The sequence below is a fragment of the Mucilaginibacter kameinonensis genome, from assembly GCF_003675385.1.
Taxonomy (GTDB): Bacteria; Bacteroidota; Bacteroidia; order Sphingobacteriales; family Sphingobacteriaceae; genus Mucilaginibacter; species Mucilaginibacter kameinonensis.
Window position 1 is genome coordinate 817,471 of sequence record NZ_RCWZ01000004.1, and the last position, 14,861, is coordinate 832,331.

The following is a 14,861-nucleotide window of genomic DNA, read 5'->3' on the forward strand; positions in this document are numbered from 1 at the left end:
GGCTATGAGAGTATTACAAGGTCAATATCAGTTTTGGACATTTTATTTAGTAGCTGTGTAAACACGGCTGTTTTCATAATAAGCTGGTAAAATTTAAACCTCGGCTTGCCAATGCAAATCGTGGTGATATCATATTTTTCGGCCGTTTCCCAAATGGTACGGGCCACATTATCGTCTTTTACTTTAAGTACCTCGCCGCCCAGCTGCGTGGCCAGCTTCATGTTATTGATGAGGTGCCTTTGCGCGGCTAAGTTAATCTTATCACTGCTCTCGCGCGAGGTTTGCACATAAAGCAAATACCATTTTGAGCGATAATATGACGACAACCTTGCCGTTTTGCGGATAATGACCTTAGCCGACTCATCATTGGTGCTGATACAGGCCAAAAACAGCTCCGGCCGCAACTTAATGGTTTTAGGCACCTCAATGTCAATCTTCCGCTCCACCTGGTGGGCCACCTCGCGCAGGGCCAGTTCACGTAACTGCAATATCCGCTCCGCCTGGAAAAAATTACTCAGCGCGGTAGGGATTTTTTTTTCATCATAGATCTTACCTTCTTTCAGGCGCTCAATCAGTTCATCGGCAGTTAAATCGATGTTTACTACCTCATCAGCCAGTTGCAGCACTTTATCCGGAACCCGCTCATTGATGGTAGCTCCGGTTATCCGCTGCACCTCCTCATTAAGGCTTTCCATATGCTGAATATTTACCGCGCTGATCACGTTAATACCCGCGTTCAGGATCTCCATCACATCCTGCCAGCGTTTTTCATTACTGCTGCCTTCAATATTGGTATGAGCCAGTTCATCAACTATAACCACTTCGGGCCGTAAGCTGATAACGGCTTTTAAATCCATCTCCTCCAACTCCTTCCCTTTGTAAAACAACTTACGGCGGGGTATAACAGGCAGGCCTTCCAGCAGGGCGTGGGTCTCTTTCCGGTTATGCGTTTCGATGTAGCCAATTTTCACGTCGATACCGTTGCGCAGCAGGGTCTGGGCCTCTTGCAGCATCCGGTAGGTTTTACCCACACCAGCGCTCATGCCAATGTATACCTTAAACTTTCCCCGGCGCGATTTTTTAATCAGCTCCAGGAAATGCTCAACTGAATGCTCTTTGGTTTCTTCGCTCATAAGGCAATCCCTTTAAAAGGGGAGACTTTTAAATTTATCAATTTTATTTTTCAATTCCCCTCTTGAGAAGGGGAGCACTGGAATGGTGCGGTTGCAGGGGTGTGTTTCATCGCGTGACGAATAACACACCCCTCCGCCCCTCTCAAGAGGGGAATTGCATAGTCCCGGCGCATTTGCTTTTAGATTCGTTGTTGATAATCATCAAACCATGTCATTGCGAGGCACGAAGCAACCGCATGTTATACAGAGCGTCTTTGCTTCCGTGCGATTGCTTCGCGCCTCGCAATGACATAGTTTATATTTTTATTTCTTCAAACCATCCAAAGCCACATTCAGCTTCAATACATTCACTTTAGCCGGGCCAAACAGGCCTAACCACGGGCCTTCGGTATGTTCGTCAACCAGTTTGTTTACAGCATCAGCAGAAAGTCCGCGAACTTTAGCTACACGGGCTACCTGCACTTTTGCACCTGCGGGAGAAAGATCGGGATCCAGGCCACTGCCGGATGCCGTAACCAGTTCGGCAGGGATCTGTGAGCGGGTTACGCCAGGGTTGTGTTTCATAAAATCGTCGATACGGCCTTCAACCTGTTTCAGGTAATCAGGGTTTGACGGGCCCTTGTTTGAACCTCCCGAACCGGCAGCATTATAATCAACCGCAGAGGGGCGGCCCCAGAAGTATTCGTCTTTAGTGAATTTTTGACCGATGTTGGCATAACCAACCACGCGGCCTTTGTAAGTAATGGTTTCACCATCGCCTTTGCCCGGAGTAAATTTACCTATACCGGCTATAGCTAAAGGATATATGCCCGCTGTTAATACAATGAGTATTAAAGTTAGCTTGATGGATGGCAACAAATATGTTTTCATTTTATTTAATTTTTTAGAGATGAGTTTGGAAACGTGGGGTTTGTGACGGATGGTAGTTAAAGCTTATCTGTCGCCCTAAATCCATGCCCCACGTCCCCGGCTCATTTTTTTATATGAATAATGAAACTGCTAAATCAATTAATTTTATGCCTATAAAAGGTATAATTATACCGCCTAAACCATAAATAAGCAGGTTACGGCGTAACAGCGCACTTGCACCAATCGGCTTGTATTCCACACCACGCAAAGCCAGTGGTATCAGCAGCGGAATAATAATGGCGTTAAATATTACCGCCGAAAGAATGGCCGATTGCGGACTGTGCAGATCCATAATATTCAGCGCCTTTAAAGCCGGCATAGACACCATAAACAAGGCCGGTACAATGGCGAAGTATTTGGCGACGTCGTTAGCAATACTGAATGTGGTGAGCGTACCACGGGTCATTAATAACTGTTTACCTATCTCCACAATCTCAATCAATTTAGTTGGGTCGTTATCAAGGTCAACCATGTTACCGGCTTCTTTGGCGGCTTGTGTACCGCTGTTCATGGCTACGCCAACATCGGCCTGGGCCAGCGCGGGGGCATCATTTGTACCGTCGCCCATCATGGCTACCAGTTTACCGCCCTGCTGTTCTTTTTTAATGTAGTTCATTTTATCCTCCGGCTTAGCCTCGGCAATAAAATCATCTACACCGGCCTTTTCGGCAATAAATTTGGCGGTAAGCGGGTTATCACCGGTCACCATCACCGTTTTAACTCCCATTTTACGCAGACGCTCAAAACGTTCGGCAATACCGGTTTTGATGATATCCTGCAGTTCGATAACCCCCATAATCTTTTCGTTTTTTGCAACCACCAATGGGGTACCACCGTTTGACGAGATCTTTTTTACTTGTTCTTCTACATCGGCAGGAAATGGGTTACCGGCTTTCAGGGCCATGTTACGGATAGAGTCGAAAGCACCTTTACGGATCCGCAACCCATCCGGAGTATCCAAACCACTTGAACGGGTTTCGGCAGTAAACTTGATGAAAACCGAATCGGCAGGGGCATGAATTTTCAATTTATGAGCGCCTGTTTCGGCAAGTTCCACTATCGATTTACCTTCGGGGGTTTCATCAGCTAAAGAACTCAATACGCAGGCCATTACAAATTCCTGTTCGTCCACACCGCTTGCAGGCCAAAAGTTGGTGGCTTTACGGTTACCTATAGTAATGGTACCGGTTTTATCCAGCAGCAAAGTATCTAAGTCGCCCGCGGTTTCAACAGCTTTACCGCTTTTGGTGATCACGTTGGCACGCAAAGCCCTGTCCATCCCGGCAATACCGATGGCCGATAAAAGGCCACCGATAGTGGTAGGGATCAAACAAACAAACAACGATATAAAGGCGGCTATAGTGATGGGCGTATTAGAGTAATCGCCAAAGGGCTTCAGGGTAACACAAACGATAACGAAGATCAGTGTAAAACCTGCCAGCAAAATGGTCAGGGCAATCTCGTTAGGGGTTGTCTGGCGCGATGCACCTTCTACCAGCGCGATCATTTTATCCAGGAAGCTTTCACCAGGCTGGGTAGTTACCATCACTTTTATCCTGTCGGATAGTACCTTGGTACCACCTGTAACCGATGATTTATCACCACCTGCCTCGCGGATAACCGGGGCAGATTCGCCTGTAATGGCCGATTCATCAATGGTAGCGATACCCTCAATGATCTCACCATCGGTAGGGATGTTATCACCGGTTTCGCAAATGAACACGTCGCCTTTTTTAAGCTGTGACGACATTACCCTTTCTTCCTTACCGTTAACCAGTAAACGGGCGGGTGTTTCTTCGCGGGTTTTACGCAAGCTTTCGGCTTGTGCCTTACCACGTGCTTCGGCAATGGCCTCGGCAAAGTTGGCAAACAATACAGTTAGTAATAATATGATAAATACGGTAAAGTTGTAACCAAAGCTGCCCTGGCCTTTATTGGTAAGCGAAAACAAGCTTACAATGAGCATTACAACCGTACCAATCTCTACGGTGAACATCACCGGGTTACGGAACAGGACGCGTGGGTTTAGTTTAATGAAGGACTGTTTTAAAGCATCCCTCATCTGATCGCCCTGGAACAATGTATTTTGAGTTGAGTTCATGATTTTCTATTTTTTGTTCCCCTCTTGAGAGGGGGCGTGTTGGGATTGTGCGGTTTGCAGGGGTGTGTTTTTCGTACGCTGAGTAACACACCCCTCCCCCCTCTCAAGAGGGGAATCGCGCTATCCTTTGCTTTTTCTTTTTTAATACAGCCTCATTATTTTAATGAAAAATGTTCAGCAATAGGACCTAAAGCCAGTGATGGGAAGAATGACAGCGCCGCAATGATCACAATCACCGCGAAGATCATCAACCCAAAGGTTGAGGTATCGCTCTTTAGGGTACCGGCTGATTCCGGGATATATTTTTTGTTGGCCAATAAACCGGCTATTGCCAGCGGACCAATTATTGGCAGGAACCTTCCCAATATCATCACGATACCAGTGGTGTAGTTCCAGAAAATATTACCATCGCCCAGTCCTTCAAAACCTGAACCGTTGTTGGCTGCTGATGAAGTGTATTCGTACAGCATTTCGGAGAAACCATGTGTGCCCGGGTTATTTAACCACGCCGAAGGTTTAACAGCCCAATCGGCACCGGCTACGTTAACCGCAACGTATGATGAAATGGCCAAACCTACCAGGATAATGAAGGGGTGAAGCAAAGCTATCAGTGAAGCAATCTTCATTTCCCGTGCCTCAATCTTTCGGCCTAAAAACTCTGGCGTACGACCAACCATCAATCCTGATATAAACACCGCTACAATAATGAAGATGTAGAAGTTAAGGAAACCTACACCGCAACCACCGTAAAAACAGTTGATCATCATGCCCAGCATCATCATGGTGCCTGAAACCGGCATAGCGCTGTCGTGCATAGAGTTTACAGAACCGGTAGAAATAATGGTGGTCATGATGCTCCAGTAAGCTGAATTGGCTGGGCCAAACCTTACTTCCTTACCTTCCATAGCACCCGTAGGCTGGCTGATGCCCATTTTTGCTATGGCAGGGTTGCCCTGCAACTCTGCATTCATGGTTGGGATCAACAACATCAGCATTCCCAGCGTCATCACGCCGAAGATTACATAGGAGAATTTCTTTTTATTGAGGTAGAAACCCAACGCGAATACCAAAGCGATTGGAATAACACATTGTGCTACCAGCTCTACTGTATTAGTTAAATAATTAGGGTTTTCGATTGGGTGGGCAGAATTTGCGCCAAACCAGCCACCACCATTAGTACCCAGGTGTTTGATAGCAACCAGTGGGGCAACCGGTCCGCGGGAAACGTGAACGGTATCACCCTGCATGCTGATGAAAGTATCTTTACCTGCGTAGCTGGTAGTCATACCATTGAAAGCAAAGATCACGGCTATTACAAATGAGATAGGTAATAATACACGGGTGATAGATTTTACAAAGTACTCCCAAAAGTTGCCCAGCTTATCGGCAACCTTATCTTTCATGGCCCTGAATACTACCACCAGCGCGGCAATACCTGTGGCAGCCGATACAAAGTGCAGGAACATGAATACAAAATGCTGGGTAAAGTAAGTAGCACCGCTTTCGCCCGAGTAGTGCTGCAGGTTACAGTTAACCAAAAAGCTGATAGCGGTGTTAAAAGCCGTATCTGCCGACTGCCCTGGATTTGCATCGGGGTTAAGCGGCAAATGGCCTTGTGCCATGAGGCAAACAAAAGCATATATTAACCAAACGCTGTTGATGGTAAGCAGGGCCAGCAGGTGCTGTTTCCAGTTCATTTCGCGTTTGGTGTCGATACCGCTGAAGCGGAAGATAAAACGATCAAGCGGGGCAAGAAAATCAAGCCAGGTTTTTTCGCCCTTAAATACCTTAGCTATGTAGCGGCCAAGGGGAATGGCGATGGCTAAGGTGAGCAGGTAGGTGAAAATTACACCCATTAGTTCAGTGTTCATAGTTTAATTTTAAAATTTTTCGGGTTTGAGAAGTACGTATACCATGTAAATGAACACGGCTATTGCTACGATGAATAATGCGGCCATGACTTTAGATTTTTTCGAAGTATGTTACAGATTTAAAGAAGATCCAGAATACCACTACAAATGTGGCCAGGTAAGCGATTGTGAGTAAAGCATCCATTTTTATGTGTTTTGCAAAGGGCTTTGCCAAGGGGATGCCAAGAAATTTAAAACCTATATAAATAATTGATTATTAATTATTTATATAGATTAAGAAATAGTATTTTATTTATTTAAGGGGATTTGAGCTATCATTTTGATAGTTGATTATCAAAGTGGGATTGCATATAAAGGATGGCATTGTGCGATTCCCCTCTTGAGAGGGGTGTAGGGGTGTGTTTCGCAAGTAGGGTTGAAATAGCTGCTAAACACACCCCTGCCAGTGCTCATTTCCGACGCGCGCCCTCTCAAGAGGGGAATTTAAAATCTTTTGCTGCCGCTCGCGTCCTCGCGAGAGGCAACTATTTCTAGGCCTCTGGCCTGCGTATTCTGGCGGCCAGAGGCCGCTTGATAGTCGACGCTCGGCTGGAGCCGAGCGTCAGCGTAGGATGGGGTGGGCTGAGAGAAAATTAAAAATCCGAAATCGAAATTCCGAAATCTGAAATTACTCCAAATTATATTCCTTTAGCTTCCTGTACAGCGTAGCTACGCCAATATTTAACAGGTGTGCAGCTTCGGCGCGGTTACCGTGGGTGTGGTTTAACACCCGCTGAATATGCAGTTTTTCTACAGAAGAAAGGTCAAATGCCGAAATCGGGGCGCCGCTTTTTACTTGTTGCTGCTGAACTTCATAAGGCAGCAGGCTTTCATCAAGTACATTGCTATCGGTAAGGATCACTGCGCGCTCTACAATGTTTTTCAGCTCGCGGATGTTGCCGGGCCATGGATAGGCTTCCAGTTTTTCAACAAACTCGTCGCTAAGGGTATTTACCTGCTTTTTTACTTTAAGGGCGAAGTGCTGCATAAAGAACTCGGCCAGTAGTTTGATATCTTTTTTACGCTCGCGCAGGGCAGGCAGCGTGATCTGGAAAACTGAAAGACGGTAATACAAATCCGACCGGAAATGGCCATCATTGATCTCGTTCAGCAGATTGCGGTTGGTAGCCGCAAGTATGCGTACGTTAACTAGCGTAGGCTTGGTATCCCCTATTTTAATGAACTGCTGCGATTCCAGTACGCGAAGCAATTTGGCCTGCAGATCATGGTCGAGCTCACCTATCTCATCTAAAAATATGGTGCCGCCGTTGGCCTCTTCAAAAAGTCCTTTTTTATCTTTTACAGCCCCGGTAAACGAACCTGCTTTATGACCGAACAATTCGCTCTCCAATAATTCCTTGGTGAACGCGCTGCAATTTACCGCTACAAATGATTTTGCGCTACGGTTGCTGGCCTGGTGAATAGCCTCGGCAAAGATCTCTTTACCGGTACCTGTTTCGCCTAATAATAAAACTGTGGTATCGGTAAGGGCCACCTTTTGGGCCAGCTTAATGACATCGGTAATGGCGTTAGATTTTCCTATCAACCTGTCGAAACCAAACCGGTCATTCAGTTTACTTTGCAAGTCCATTACTTGCTGTTGCAGCAGGGCTTTATCCATGGCCTTGCTCACCAGCGGAATGATCTTTTCATTATCATCGCCCTTGGTGATATAATCAAATGCCCCGGCCTTAATGGCTTTTACGCCATCATTAATGGTACCATAGGCGGTAAGGACAATTATTTCAGTAGTCGGGTAATTTTTCTTGATGGTTTCGGACAGGGTGATGCCATCAATATCGGGCAGCTTAACATCGCTCAAAACCACCTGGATGCTTTCATGCTGCAGCTTTTTCAAGCCTTCCTTGGCAGTGCCGGCAGTAATAACCTCATGGCCTTCCAACTGTAAAATGCGCGCCAGCAGGTTGCGCAGGCGTTCTTCGTCGTCGATAATTAATAGCTTACCTTTTTGCATCGTGGCAAATATGGTAAATTATTTTGAACCTTGATTTTCGGGATTTTAGGATTTCCTGATGATTAGTAATGTGTAACCTATCATCTCAAACAATTTCAGCCAACAGCATCAGGGAATCCTTTAATCAGGCTAATCATGGTTCCTCACCACCTCGCCCTTCTTGTTGCCCGCATTAGTTGCCTGTGACGTTTGGCGTCATAGTAATCGCTGGTTACCAATATGGCATGGATTACGCCCGGAATCCAGAAAAACAGGGTTAAAAATATATTGAGTATAAAGGCACCAATCCTGCCTGTAGTAAGGATGGCAGCAGGTGGGAATAAAAAACACAGAAAATATCTCATGGCTACAAATAATCTTATTGTTAAGTTATCTGTTAGACCATCAATAGCAAGTTTTGTTACTGTTTAATTTCTTCGCCCAGGTTAGGCGGCAGCTGATCACCGTAAAACAGTGCTTTTAATTCGGTGGCATCGTTAGGATTCATTTTACCGCCCAGTATCAGCCTCAACTGGCGGCGGCGAAGCGCACCTTCAAATAATGCCTGTTCTTTTTCAGTTTCAGGCAATAACTCCGCTACGGCTGTTTTCTGACCGTCTTTATCCAGGGCTACAAAGGTGTAATAAGCCTCATTGCTTTTTACTTTGGTGCCGGATGGTATATTTTGGGCCCACACGTCCATCCTTACTTCTACCGAGGTAGTGAACGCCCGGGTAACCTTAGCCTCAATGCTTACCACATCGCCCAGCTTAATAGGGGCTTTAAATGATACGTTATCTACCGAAGCGGTTACCACAATACGATTGCAATGTTTCTGCGCGCAAATGGCAGCAGCAATATCCATCCAATGCAACAGGCGACCGCCCATCAGGTTATTCAATGTATTGGTATCGTTGGGCAATACCAACTCGTTCATGATGGTGTATGAGTCCTGCGGCGATTTTGTGGTCATTTTCAGTCAGATTTGGGGCAAAGATAGGAACCTGGCTGTAAAAAGTGTCATTTCGATGCGAGGAACGAGCGAGAAATCTTATACGACAAGCTTTTACGAGTACTATGCTGCTTTGCAAGGCGTATAAGATTTCTCTTTCGCCCCATCGCACATTCCAACCCTCTGCTCTATCGAAATGACAAAAACTATTAATTGGGTTTAGGGCGGGCTCTACCTCTTAGTCACCAATTCCCTGAAACCTACCAGTTCATCCCATCTTGCACCGGGCGGGCGATAGTAGGTCAGCATTTGGTATTCGTTCTCAGTTTCAAAGTGACTGCCCTCAAATGGTACATCGTCGGCTTTGCCCGTTTTGGCATCCAGCCAAACATATTCATAGTCGTACACGCCTTGTTTTAACAGCATGTTTACGGTGTACCTTCCATTATCAAGTGGGTGTAGTTTGTTGCTTTCTTCGAGGCGATAGTTGTTAAACTGACCTACCACATAAGGAGCACCATCTTTGGGATCTTTGTTTGTCGACAGCGTGAAGTATACATGCGCGTAATCGGCGTCGGTAGCCGGGGTTGTGCCATCGTTGTTCAGTATGTAAAATTTACCATCATTATCATACTGAAAAACATAATTAGGCTGATCGCGAACGGGATCGCCAAGCAGCACAACTACGTTTGTTGAGTCTTTATAAATTTTGGCTACCCTTTGCGAGTTGAGCTTTAATGTGCGTGTATCAAACAGCCGGAACTCGTTACGCCCTGGAAAATCGTTAATAGCTACATCATTATAAATCAACTGCGTTCCACGAATGTAAGTAGGCTGCCCGTTAAGTACTGCGGTTTCTGTGCGGGCATTTTGCATAATAAAGGTACGCAGGGCATAAGCCGGGTTTTGTACCACAAGTCCGGAGTAATCAACTGTAAAATTGATCTTCTGATTGGTTTGGCGGGTTACATTATTAGCCGAAGGTACCAGGTCTGCCGCTATTGATACTCGTTTCCCCAGCACATACAACCTGCGGGTAAGCACCATTTTGTTTTGATCGCCATCTTCATAAACCTTCAGCACATAATTACCCGATATTTTAGGGGCGATATTATTGTTGGGAAGCGAGATTTCGTAGTGTGTATATTTCTGCATGGTACCGGTTGAATAGTTGTAATTGTACAACCTATCGTCGGTAAAGCTTTGCAGATATTCGGCAGATGAAAGATTTGATGAGTTCCAGTTGGCATCACAATGCTCAATGGTATAATAGTAATTACGGCTACCGCCGCGCAAGTCATCAAAGGTCAGCAGCACTTTTTCGTCCGATCCTAAATTGATCACCGGGAAAGAACCCTGCTTAGCTGTATTATAAAACTCAACGCTTTTTATCGCCGGTGAGTAAACGTTGTTGTTATAAGAGGATTGCGCGAAGGTTTTTAGTGACAGGATGATGAACAGAACGATGTAAAGCTTTTTCATATAAACCTGTTAATTTCATTTTAAAGCACAAAAACATCCGTCATTGCGAGGAACGAAGCAATCGCGAACTATACAGAGAAACTTGTGCAGCTACTCTGCCAATTGGGGATTGCTTCGTGCCTCGCAATGACGGAGGGAATTACAGTAACACTATAAAATCACGTTATTGCGAGCGATTGCTTCGTGCCTCGCAATGACATAAGAGGGTTTACGATTCCAACTCCAAAATCTGCTCGGCCAGTGCTTCCCACTTTTCCTGAATTTGTTTCAGTTCGGCTTGTTTAGCGGCGTAGGCGGCGTTGGTTTGTTTTAGTTTGGCGTTATCGCTATATATTTTCTCGTCGGCCAGCTGGGTTTCAAACTGCTTTACCTCTTTTTCGAGGTTAGCAATCTGTTCTTCCATTTTAGCCAGGTCCTGGTTCAGTTTTTTAAGCTGCTGGTGCTTGTTTTCGCCTTGTGGCTGTTTAACAGGCTCAGGCTTTTTCTCTTCCTTTTTAGGCTGAGGTGCGGGTGCGGCAGCTTTGGGTTCCAGTTTGCGTTTGGCGTTCCATTCGTCAAACTCGGCATAAGTACCCGGATAGATCTTAATCTTTTGATCTTCAATAAACCAAATCTTGTTGGCTACGTTATCAAGGAAATACCTGTCGTGCGATACCACAATGAAAGTACCTTCGTACTGGTCAAGCGCCTGGATCAGGATATTTACCGATTGCATATCCAGGTGGTTGGTAGGCTCATCCAGTACCAGGAAGTTAGCATCGGCAGTAAGCGCTTTAGCCAATGCTACACGCGATTTTTCACCACCCGATAGTACTTTGATCTTCTTGAACACATCATCGCCGGTAAACAGGAACGAGCCTAAAATGGTACGCAACTCGGTATCGGTATGTTTTGGAGCGAATGCCTGCAGCTCCTGAAGGATCTGGTTTTCGAGGTGTAATGACTCCAACTGGTGCTGGGCAAAAAACGTAGTAGTTACGTTATGGCCTGTAGTCATGGTACCTGTATAATCCTTATCGGCCGAGGCGATGATACGCAACAGGGTTGATTTACCTTTACCGTTGGCACCTATCAGCGCAATTTTATCGCCTTTTTCAATTACAGCCTCGCCGCCATTTAAAATATCAATTGCAGGGTATTTTTTAACGATATCCTCTAAGGTTACCACGTGCCTGCCCGATTGTTTAGAGAAGCGGAAAGCGAAGTTAACCGATGGGTTATCATCATCAACATCATCAATACGCTCCATTTTATCCAGCATTTTGATGCGGGACTGCGCCATTTTAGCTTTTGAGGCTTTGGCACGGAAACGCTCGATCAAACGTTCTTCCTGTTTAATTTTTGATTGCTGATTTTTAAACTCACCACGCTGAATTTCTTCGCGCAATGCTTTTTCTTCGAGATAGAAAGTATAGTTGCCAGCGTAAACGGTTAGTTTACCTTTGCGTGATTCAACAGTACGGTTGATCACCTTATCCAGGAACCACCTATCGTGCGATACGATGATGATAGCACCTGTAAAAGCTTTCAGATAGTCTTCCAGCCACTGGATAGATGGTAAATCGAGGTGATTGGTAGGCTCATCCAGCAACAGGATATCCGGGGCCTGCAAAAGGATTTTGGCCAGCATTACACGCATACGCCATCCACCCGAAAAAGTGCTCAGCTTACGTTTGCAATCCTCATCGCTGAAACCTAAACCCGCTAAAATTTCGTGGGCTTTGTATTCGATATTGTAGCCGTCAAGCAGTTCAAACTCGTGCTGCTTGTCGCTCAGTTTATTTAATAGTTCTTCGCTATAATCCGTTTCCAGCTTTTTAAGCAGGTTTTCGATCTCATCGTGCAACTGGTTCTGGCGCTCAAAAGCTTCCATGGCCACATGTACGATGTTTTTATCAGATGAATAAGAGAGCAAATCCTGGTTAAGGTACCCCATGGTAAGGTCCTTTGCCATTGAAACAGTTCCGGAGGTAGGCTTGTAATCGCCTACAATAATTTTTAAAAGGGTGGTTTTACCAGTACCGTTGGCACCAATTAAACCAATTTTTTCACCGGGTTTAATATGCCAGTTGGCTTCATCATATAAGGCCCGCGCACCAATCTCGAACGTAAGGTTATTTATAGCAATCATTTACGCGCAAAGATACGCTTTTTGTTTTAAGGCGAAAGGTGAAAGGTTAAAGGCGAAAGGTTTCCAAAATCAGTTAATAAAGAAAGGCAAAAGACTCTGTAAGCGAAGCTGCAGCTACCTTTTGCCTTTCACCTTTAGCCTTTTACCTAAAAAGAAGACCTTTATCCTTTTACCTTAAAACCATCTTTAGCCTTTAAACAGCTCCTACCGCTTTCAGCCATGTTTGAGCCATGAGGGCTTCACCAGCTACGCTGGGGTGTACACCATCAAGGTTCCAGTAGGTGGCCGGGGCGGTTTGCTCGGCTTTGTCAAACGCTGATTGATAAGGCACAAATACCGCGTCGAACTCGGCAGCTATATCTTTAGCCGCTTTGCGGAACAAATCAAACGTTGGGTACCATTTATCGTCAACTGCCTTTACATTTTTTTCGGCGAAGGGTTCACAGATCACCAGTTTAATATCCGGCAAGGCTTGTTTGGTACGGGTAAGCAGTTTTTTATAATCGGCGATATAAGTATCAATTGTGCCGGTATAACCGCCGGTAAGCGTATGCCAAAAGTCGTTAACGCCAATATGGATGCTCAGTACATTTGGTTTCAGGGCTAAACAATCGGTATCCCAGCGCTCGGCTAATTGATACACTTTATTACCGCTGATACCTTTATTGTAGATCTTTAAACCTTTATCAGCGTGTCTTAGCAACAATTGCGAAGCGGTAAGCAACGCATAGCCGGAGCCTAAAGCACTGGTAGTATTGGGTTCGGTTTTGTTATGATCGCGGCCCCAGTCGGTGATGGAATCGCCCTGAAAAAGCACTACATCGCCTTGGTTAAAGGTTAATTTCTTCGCCGGTTTTTCTGCAGCCAATGCCGATGACACGATGGATGGAATGCCAATAGAGGCGATAGTGCCTACAGCAGCTGTCTTTAAAAAATGGCGGCGATAGTTTTGTTCGGTATTTTTCATTTGTGGATTATAAAAGGTATTTGCCGAATTTACTGATTTGCCGCAACTATGGAAACTTTGCTCGGTTTAGTATCAGTATTTGTAAAAGGAATATTACTTAAGTCCTCGGGGTCCTCTGCGAGAGACCCTGAGGGGACAGATAAAGGAATATTACTTGCACCTACAATCTGCCGCGGGTTTTTAACCCGTGGTGACACATCATTGAAGCTTCCAGCTTCAAGGCGAAGCTGAAAGCTTCGGCTATACTCAACCACGGGTTACGCTTCGCTAAACCCGCGGCAGTTATTCTTTTATTTATCAGCCACAAAATTTATAGGCTTTGCCGGATCATAGCTAACATAAACCCGTTTCCAGGGGGCATCATCAATTAATTTCCATTTATGTGCTGTACCTGTGGTATCCTGTGCTATCAGGATCTCGCCGGGTTTCAGAATAAACTTTTCGCCGGGATATGTTTCAAATTCAAGTATTCCTGTAATAGAAATCACATATTGATGCGTAGGGGCATTGTGGTAATCATAAAACGCATACGGTTCAGATTCCTGAAACCTAATGGCCAGCGCCTCATTCAGCGGCCCTAATTCAACCATACCTTTTTCTATGTGCGAATGGCCATCTTCGCCGGTGTATAACCTGTAGGCTTTTATCATGGTGGCTAAACTAACATTTAACTGTTAATACCAACTCCTTGCTGTGTAATTATTGCAAAACGGTTGCTATGTCGCCACAAAACGTTCATTTTGTTTAGTTTTAAAAATTATAGTCGCGCTGTGAAACTTCCGGCCCTGTTAACGGTTCAATAAAACATTATGCCAGTAGCTGCATCTACCAAACGTTTTCAATTTTTGCCGTATCTTATCAGTCTGCTGATTGTTTTGGCTATCGGATTTGTGGCCTCACTGGTAACCCGGCCCGAAATTGCGGGTTGGTACAGTACCCTCAAAAAGCCTCCGTTTAATCCCCCACCCTGGCTATTCGCGCCGGTTTGGACGGTAATTTATATCATGATAGCAACCTCGGCTTACCTGGTTTGGAAACAACGCAGCCGCAAGCCCGCATATATCATAGCGCGCTCAGTGTACTTTATTCAGCTGATTTTAAATTTTTCATGGTCAATCATATTCTTCGGCATGCACCAGATAGCCGGGGCCATGATCGTGATCATTTTACTGTGGATCAGCATTATCGTAAATATAAATTGGTTTAACAAATTTAGCCGGACTGCCGCATGGCTACTTGTCCCCTATTTGTTATGGGTGAGTTTTGCCAGCGTGCTTAACGTGAGTATTTATTTCCTTAACCGATAGCTCATAAAAAACACT

General features: G+C 45.2%; 13 protein-coding genes. 1 reads left to right on the forward strand and 12 read right to left on the reverse strand.

Annotated features, from left to right (window positions below; all coding sequences use genetic code 11):
- Nucleotides 1-2 precede the first annotated feature (2 nt).
- The 12 genes from EAH55_RS21700 to EAH55_RS21755 form a co-directional block, all read right to left on the reverse strand.
- Nucleotides 3-1,133, reverse strand: coding sequence for a sensor protein KdpD (locus EAH55_RS21700; RefSeq protein WP_121811500.1), 1,131 nt, complete (start codon nucleotides 1,131-1,133; stop codon nucleotides 3-5).
- A gap of 303 nt (nucleotides 1,134-1,436) precedes the next feature.
- Nucleotides 1,437-2,003, reverse strand: coding sequence for a K(+)-transporting ATPase subunit C (locus EAH55_RS21705; protein ID WP_121811501.1), 567 nt, complete (start codon nucleotides 2,001-2,003; stop codon nucleotides 1,437-1,439).
- A 109-nt stretch (nucleotides 2,004-2,112) separates the two neighbouring features.
- Nucleotides 2,113-4,143 carry a potassium-transporting ATPase subunit KdpB gene (gene kdpB / locus EAH55_RS21710; protein ID WP_121811502.1) on the reverse strand — a complete coding sequence of 677 codons (2,031 nt, stop codon included), beginning with the start codon at nucleotides 4,141-4,143 and terminating at the stop codon, nucleotides 2,113-2,115.
- A gap of 155 nt (nucleotides 4,144-4,298) precedes the next feature.
- Nucleotides 4,299-6,014, reverse strand: a complete 1,716-nt coding sequence (kdpA, locus tag EAH55_RS21715) for a potassium-transporting ATPase subunit KdpA (protein WP_121811503.1) — start codon at nucleotides 6,012-6,014, stop codon at nucleotides 4,299-4,301.
- Between the two features lie 9 nt (nucleotides 6,015-6,023).
- Complete coding sequence (gene kdpF / locus EAH55_RS31560; protein WP_083879072.1) at nucleotides 6,024-6,101, reverse strand: K(+)-transporting ATPase subunit F; 78 nt, start codon at nucleotides 6,099-6,101, stop codon at nucleotides 6,024-6,026.
- Between the two features lie 580 nt (nucleotides 6,102-6,681).
- Nucleotides 6,682-8,028, reverse strand: coding sequence for a sigma-54-dependent transcriptional regulator (locus EAH55_RS21725; protein WP_121811504.1), 1,347 nt, complete (start codon nucleotides 8,026-8,028; stop codon nucleotides 6,682-6,684).
- Between the two features lie 143 nt (nucleotides 8,029-8,171).
- Nucleotides 8,172-8,372, reverse strand: coding sequence for a YqaE/Pmp3 family membrane protein (locus EAH55_RS21730; protein ID WP_112572312.1), 201 nt, complete (start codon nucleotides 8,370-8,372; stop codon nucleotides 8,172-8,174).
- Between the two features lie 56 nt (nucleotides 8,373-8,428).
- Nucleotides 8,429-8,980, reverse strand: a complete 552-nt coding sequence (locus EAH55_RS21735) for an acyl-CoA thioesterase (protein WP_112572314.1) — start codon at nucleotides 8,978-8,980, stop codon at nucleotides 8,429-8,431.
- Between the two features lie 210 nt (nucleotides 8,981-9,190).
- On the reverse strand, nucleotides 9,191-10,441 hold the full coding sequence (locus EAH55_RS21740; RefSeq protein ID WP_121811505.1) for a type IX secretion system plug protein: 1,251 nt from the start codon (nucleotides 10,439-10,441) through the stop codon (nucleotides 9,191-9,193).
- Nucleotides 10,442-10,649: 208 nt separating this feature from the next.
- Nucleotides 10,650-12,572, reverse strand: coding sequence for a ribosomal protection-like ABC-F family protein (gene abc-f / locus EAH55_RS21745; protein WP_112572318.1), 1,923 nt, complete (start codon nucleotides 12,570-12,572; stop codon nucleotides 10,650-10,652).
- 193 nt (nucleotides 12,573-12,765) lie between these two features.
- The gene (locus EAH55_RS21750) at nucleotides 12,766-13,539 is read right to left on the reverse strand and encodes an SGNH/GDSL hydrolase family protein (RefSeq protein WP_121811506.1); all 774 of its coding nucleotides are present in this window, start codon (nucleotides 13,537-13,539) and stop codon (nucleotides 12,766-12,768) included.
- A 290-nt stretch (nucleotides 13,540-13,829) separates the two neighbouring features.
- Nucleotides 13,830-14,189, reverse strand: coding sequence for a cupin domain-containing protein (locus EAH55_RS21755; protein WP_121811507.1), 360 nt, complete (start codon nucleotides 14,187-14,189; stop codon nucleotides 13,830-13,832).
- A gap of 159 nt (nucleotides 14,190-14,348) precedes the next feature.
- Between EAH55_RS21755 and EAH55_RS21760 the strand changes: the two genes are divergently transcribed.
- Entirely contained in the window at nucleotides 14,349-14,846 is a 498-nt protein-coding gene (locus tag EAH55_RS21760; protein WP_121811508.1) for a TspO/MBR family protein, read from the forward strand.
- Nucleotides 14,847-14,861: the final 15 nt, after the last annotated feature.

Bases quoted from the DNA above. Each gene is read 5' to 3' on its own strand.
- EAH55_RS21705 (WP_121811501.1), bottom strand. From the start codon at position 2,003: ATGAAAACATATTTGTTGCCATCCATCAAGCTAACTTTAATACTCATT.
- EAH55_RS21750 (WP_121811506.1), bottom strand. From the start codon at position 13,539: ATGAAAAATACCGAACAAAACTATCGCCGCCATTTTTTAAAGACAGCT.
- EAH55_RS21755 (WP_121811507.1), bottom strand. From the start codon at position 14,189: ATGATAAAAGCCTACAGGTTATACACCGGCGAAGATGGCCATTCGCAC.
- EAH55_RS21700 (WP_121811500.1), bottom strand. From the start codon at position 1,133: ATGAGCGAAGAAACCAAAGAGCATTCAGTTGAGCATTTCCTGGAGCTG.
- EAH55_RS21735 (WP_112572314.1), bottom strand. From the start codon at position 8,980: ATGACCACAAAATCGCCGCAGGACTCATACACCATCATGAACGAGTTG.
- EAH55_RS21760 (WP_121811508.1), top strand. From the start codon at position 14,349: ATGCCAGTAGCTGCATCTACCAAACGTTTTCAATTTTTGCCGTATCTT.
- abc-f (WP_112572318.1), bottom strand. From the start codon at position 12,572: ATGATTGCTATAAATAACCTTACGTTCGAGATTGGTGCGCGGGCCTTA.
- kdpA (WP_121811503.1), bottom strand. From the start codon at position 6,014: ATGAACACTGAACTAATGGGTGTAATTTTCACCTACCTGCTCACCTTA.
- kdpB (WP_121811502.1), bottom strand. From the start codon at position 4,143: ATGAACTCAACTCAAAATACATTGTTCCAGGGCGATCAGATGAGGGAT.
- EAH55_RS21730 (WP_112572312.1), bottom strand. From the start codon at position 8,372: ATGAGATATTTTCTGTGTTTTTTATTCCCACCTGCTGCCATCCTTACT.
- EAH55_RS21740 (WP_121811505.1), bottom strand. From the start codon at position 10,441: ATGAAAAAGCTTTACATCGTTCTGTTCATCATCCTGTCACTAAAAACC.
- EAH55_RS21725 (WP_121811504.1), bottom strand. From the start codon at position 8,028: ATGCAAAAAGGTAAGCTATTAATTATCGACGACGAAGAACGCCTGCGC.
- kdpF (WP_083879072.1), bottom strand. From the start codon at position 6,101: ATGGCCGCATTATTCATCGTAGCAATAGCCGTGTTCATTTACATGGTA.